Here is a 4,952-nt window from a genome sequence, read left to right on the forward strand (position 1 = left end):
TTAATTACGCAACAAAGCCCGTTGAAGAAGCTATTATACTTATGTTGAAATAGACTGAATTACTAGCTGGCGGTTGTAAGCAGGTTAAGTACGTTAGGATAAAGTATAGTTGCCTTAGCCTAAAAATTTATGCAGTAACTTATGAATTTGACACTTGGTTAAAAGTATTACCATAAGTATTACCGCTCTCTTTGCGAGTTTTTTTATGGATATATATCAGCATCTTAAATAAATAAGTCGGATTCCTCACTCACCGCCAAATTTAAGACCGCAGCAGTTCGCTGCGGTTTTTTTATGTCTAATTTTATCCTGCGACCTGTTATCACCAAGGAAGAGCAACAACAGGTGTGATGACCAGTCGAAGTTGATGCTCTATCCCAAACGCGTCAGGGCTTTCAATGTAGTTCCAGTATTGAAGACCAAACTTGATGGGTTTGCCACCAATGAGAGTCGTCTTAGCGAACCCAATACCAATAGGGAATGACAATTTATTTCCACTGCTCGCTTCGTGATTATAGCTCCAAGTTGGTTGCGCTTGAATTTGCCATCCATCGTCTAGATTCGCGGTATAGAAGTACTGTCCACCAGTAATACTCGCGTCGGCGTCATTGCTTCCGCCAGCGTTCCATTGATGGGTAATTAACGCCCCGATAACCCCCCAGCTTTGTACGTAGGCTAAGGCAAACTCTGGACCGAGTAAGAATTGATCGTTACCCAGTTCATCGCTTGTTGCGGTGGGCAGTGTACCCACTATCCCCCCCACGACAATCATGCCGCTCTCAAAGGTATGACCAACGGCCACATCAAAGCCGATATCACCGAGACCTGCATCTGAATTTTCAAATCTATCGCCCTTGTAATAGGGTTGGTCAAATATTAAAGGTATATTTGGTCTGATAAATAAGTTGGTTCGCTCTGCAATTGGCACAGGGAGAACAGGTTGAAAGCTCAAGCGATACCCGTTCTGACTGTTCGCTGAATTTAAGTCGCCTTGATAGTTCGTCCAATCCAAGTTAAAGGACATCGAGCCAAGCGTTGTGTTTGGGTTGGCTAGCTCTTTAGCTACCTCCTCTACATCTTGCCCCTCGTCGGCTAACACTACGATGGGAAGAGTGACAGCAAAGAAGAATATCGCGCTTAAACTTCGTAATTTAAGGTTTGGCATTTTTTTTCCCTGACGAAAACGTTGGTACATAAACGTTTAGCTATGAAGGATTATTTTGTCAAAGTTGCCTTTATAGAGAAGGGCAGCTCTGGAGCGGCAAAGTCAATAGCTGTGGGTGAGATGAGCGTAAAAGTGATTGTTTTTGAGTCACTTTCTCTTGTCACGTTAGATTTGTCTTATCAATGAGCAAAGATGAGGATCAGGTAGATAGCGTGAAATTATTGGTCTAAGATTTTTGACACGTAACACTTATAGTTCATCTCACACACACGGGATAAAATTATGAAACCACTAGAATCATTCATTAAAAAGGCTACGATCGTCGGCTTTGGCCTTATGTCACCACTTGTTATCGCCGCTAATTATGATGTTGTAATTTTGAACGGCAGAGTTATCGACCCTGAAACAAATTTCGATTCTGTTGCTAATGTCGGGATCAAAGATAATAAGATCACAGCAATAACGACCGATAGTATTTCTGGGGATAAAACTATTGACGCTACAGGTAAAGTTGTTGCCCCTGGATTCATCGACGTCCACGCTCATGGTCAAAACATTGGTGACTACAGAATGCAGGCGATGCAAGGCGTTACCACTATGCTGGAACTCGAATCTGGTGTTCTACCTATCAGTGACTGGTATGCAGGACAAGCTGAAAAAGGCTTACCATTAAACTATGGTGCAGCAGCTGGTTGGACTTACGCTCGTATTGCTACATTTAGTGAGACGGAACCCGAAGCGACCGTTGGCTATTTCCAAAAAGCTCAATCACGTAATGATTGGAAGATGGATATAGCAACACCTGAGCAAGAAAGTAAAATCATCAAGCTGATTGAGCAAGGCCTTGATGAAGGTGGCCTAGGTATCGGTATTAACGCTGGCTATGCACCGGGCCATGGTCAAAAAGAATATTATGCATTGGCTGAATTAGCCGCAGAAAGAGACGTAGCAACCTATACTCACGTTCGCTATGCCAGCAATGCCGAGCCACAAAGCTCGTTTGAAGCCGTTAAAGAATTAGTGGGCAATGCCGCTATCACTGGCGCTCATATGCACTTTTGTCATATTAACAGTACTTCATTAAAAGATATCGAAACCATCTTACCTATGGTCAATAAGGCTCAAGAACAAGGAATCAATGTTACTGTGGGCGCTTACCCTTGGGGCGCAGCAAGTACTGTCGTTGGCGCAGCCATGTTTTCTGGTGAAGGCTGGCGGGAACGTATGGGTTCAACCGCTGAAAACTTTCAGCTAGGTAAAGAACGTATGACAGAAGAACAGTTGAAAGACTACCAAGAAAATAAACCTGGTACTTTTATTGTCTGGCACTTCCTAGACGAGCAAAACCCTAAAGATCTTGCTCTATTAGACGCTTCGATTCTAAATCCTAATGTGTTGATTGAATCTGACGAAATGTTCTGGATGCATATGGACGAAGACGGCCACATTGAAAATTATGCAGGTGACGAGTGGCCATTACCAAAAGATCTATTCTCTCATCCTAGATCAAATGGCACCTTTGCTAAAGTACTCAGAGTCTATGTTCGTGAGCGCGGCTTGTTAACGATGACGGAAGCACTACGTAAAATGACACTGATGCCAGCTCAATTAATAGAAGATTTTGTCCCTCAAATGAAAAATAAAGGACGAATTCAAACCAATATGGACGCAGATATCGTGGTATTCGACCCAGAAACTATCGCTGATGTGGGCACCTACCAAGATCCTAACCACCCAGCCGTAGGCGTACATTGGTTATTGGTTAACGGCAAAATCGTTGTCAACAACACACAACTAGATACAGACGTTAAAGCAGGCGAAGCCATTCGACGTTAATTCACCTAATCAATGATAAATCAGACTATAGAAAGCGATACTCAGGTATCGCTTTTTTATCTCACCTCTTCGATAATTTCTTAAAGTGTCACATATAATACTTTTAAATGAATTTTCTAATTGAGGTAACATTTAGATAGATTTGCCAAAAATATTCGACATAAATCACGTTTTTATCATGTCATTGGGCGTAGTTTATTTATAAAAAGGTGCATAAAAAGGTGCGTACAAAGGGCTTAACACTCCGTTTGATATAAATCCGTACCTATCTTTACTTCCAAACTTCCAAACTTCCAAACTTCCAAACTTCCAAACTTCCAACATATTTATATTTTATAGAAGCTAACACTGTTAAGGAAAATTTCAAATATGGACAACAAATCTGAAATCGAACCAAGTAATGATAAAGCGACAAAGTCAGGTGCACCAAAATTACCAGAATTTGAAATAAAAGATTATTCAAAAATCCCTCAACGAACACACAAATATCCTGCATCTGAACGTGCAAAAAAAATTGTTCGAGATTCTATGGCTATTGACAGCCTTTTTTCCGGTCTTTGGCCCTCTCAATGGTCTTCACCTGAAGCACCAGAATTCCATGATGAAATGGACAAGTGCAAAGCCGCTGGATTCAAGGTACTAGCAGCATGTCCTTCCGCAGACTCGTTAGATGCCTCGGTTGAAGGCATTATGAAAGGCGCTCAGTTCTACCTAAGCAAAATGAAAGAACGCCCAGACGACTATATGATGATCCGCACTACCAAAGATATTGATGAAGCGGTAAAACAAAACAAATTGGGTATTTACTTCACTCACCAAGGTACTCAAATATTTGGTGGTGATGTTGATCGCGTAGGACTATGGCGTGAGATGGGCTATGGTTACTGTTTATTGGCATATAATCAACGTAATGATGTGGGTGATGGCTGCTTCGAAATTGAGAACCGTGGTCTAACTGAATATGGAAAAAAACTTGTCGACGCTTATAACCGATACGGTATGCCTGTTGATGTAAGCCATACTGGCGAACGAACCTCCTTAGATGCGATTGAACGCAGTAGCCAACCTGTCATTTCTTCGCATTCAGGTGCGAAAGCCATTGCCGATTATCAGAGAAGCCTTTCTGACGCTGTGATTAAAGGTGTTGCGGCAACCGGTGGGGTTTGCTCAATAAATATGGTGGCTGCCTTTATGGATACATCTAACCCAGATATATTGACGACTGAACAATTATTTCGACATATTGATTATATGGTCAACTTAGTCGGTATAGACCACGTTGGCTTCGGTTCAGACTATATCCCGAACATCAATTTTACAGCGTCTATTATTCAAACACCAATGGGGCAGAACGTATTCCCTGATGGTGGCTATAGTGCCGCTGTAGGAGCAAAAGGGTTTCCTACCCCAGCACCATATCAAATTGTTGCAGCTCTAATTGATACCATGCTTGAAAATGGATACTCAGAAGAAGACTGCAGCAAGTTCTTAGGTGGCAACATGTACCGAGTATTTGATCAAGTCTGGGTATAAGAAGTTTATTAAATTTACTCAATAATTAGCACTTCTAACATCTCGTTTAGAAGTGCTTTTTTAATCGCTTCGAATGAGACTGCAGTTTATGACTGCTCCTAACTTGTTATTGTCCAATTTCGTGCTAGTAGGTACCAGAATCTTCCGTGATTGTTAAGTTCGATGAAGGGATAAAACCTTCAAATCAATCTAAGTATGTTTTGAAAATGTGATTAAAAAGGCTGAATCAATAAACTGATCAGCCTCTATCGATTTATTCCATTAAAGGTAACGACTTCTCAAATGATCTTTGAAGTATTGCGCATTCAAGGTTTCACCTGTTGCACCTTTCACCAAATCATCAGTAGTAAGCAGGCTGCCTTTGCTCCAAATGTTCGATTCTAACCAATTGAAGATAGGTATCCGCCCCATGAACCCA

4 protein-coding genes are annotated in these 4,952 nt (G+C 41.5%); 2 read left to right on the forward strand and 2 right to left on the reverse strand.

Going from position 1 to position 4,952, the window contains the following annotated elements; all coding sequences use genetic code 11:
- Nucleotides 1-322: 322 nt before the first annotated feature.
- On the reverse strand, nucleotides 323-1,165 hold the full coding sequence (locus AB4307_RS20680) for a hypothetical protein (protein WP_017062424.1): 843 nt from the start codon (nucleotides 1,163-1,165) through the stop codon (nucleotides 323-325).
- Between the two features lie 282 nt (nucleotides 1,166-1,447).
- Between AB4307_RS20680 and AB4307_RS20685 the strand changes: the two genes are divergently transcribed.
- Nucleotides 1,448-3,001 carry an amidohydrolase family protein gene (locus tag AB4307_RS20685; protein ID WP_017062426.1) on the forward strand — a complete coding sequence of 518 codons (1,554 nt, stop codon included), beginning with the start codon at nucleotides 1,448-1,450 and terminating at the stop codon, nucleotides 2,999-3,001.
- 369 nt (nucleotides 3,002-3,370) lie between these two features.
- Nucleotides 3,371-4,534: a dipeptidase gene (locus AB4307_RS20690; RefSeq protein ID WP_017029485.1), complete on the forward strand. Its 1,164-nt coding sequence runs from the start codon at nucleotides 3,371-3,373 to the stop codon at nucleotides 4,532-4,534.
- Nucleotides 4,535-4,795: 261 nt separating this feature from the next.
- Here AB4307_RS20690 and AB4307_RS20695 read toward each other — a convergent pair.
- On the reverse strand, nucleotides 4,796-4,952 hold a 157-nt coding region (locus tag AB4307_RS20695; RefSeq protein ID WP_372133309.1), incomplete at its 5' end, for a hypothetical protein.

The organism is Vibrio sp. 10N.261.52.C2 (assembly GCF_041471425.1).
Lineage (GTDB): Bacteria > Pseudomonadota > Gammaproteobacteria > Enterobacterales > Vibrionaceae > Vibrio > Vibrio crassostreae_C.

What these genes read in the sequence shown, in the direction of transcription:
- AB4307_RS20680 (WP_017062424.1), bottom strand. Translation starts at nt 1,165, where the DNA reads ATGCCAAACCTTAAATTACGAAGTTTAAGCGCGATATTCTTCTTTGCT.
- AB4307_RS20685 (WP_017062426.1), top strand. Translation starts at nt 1,448, where the DNA reads ATGAAACCACTAGAATCATTCATTAAAAAGGCTACGATCGTCGGCTTT.
- AB4307_RS20690 (WP_017029485.1), top strand. Translation starts at nt 3,371, where the DNA reads ATGGACAACAAATCTGAAATCGAACCAAGTAATGATAAAGCGACAAAG.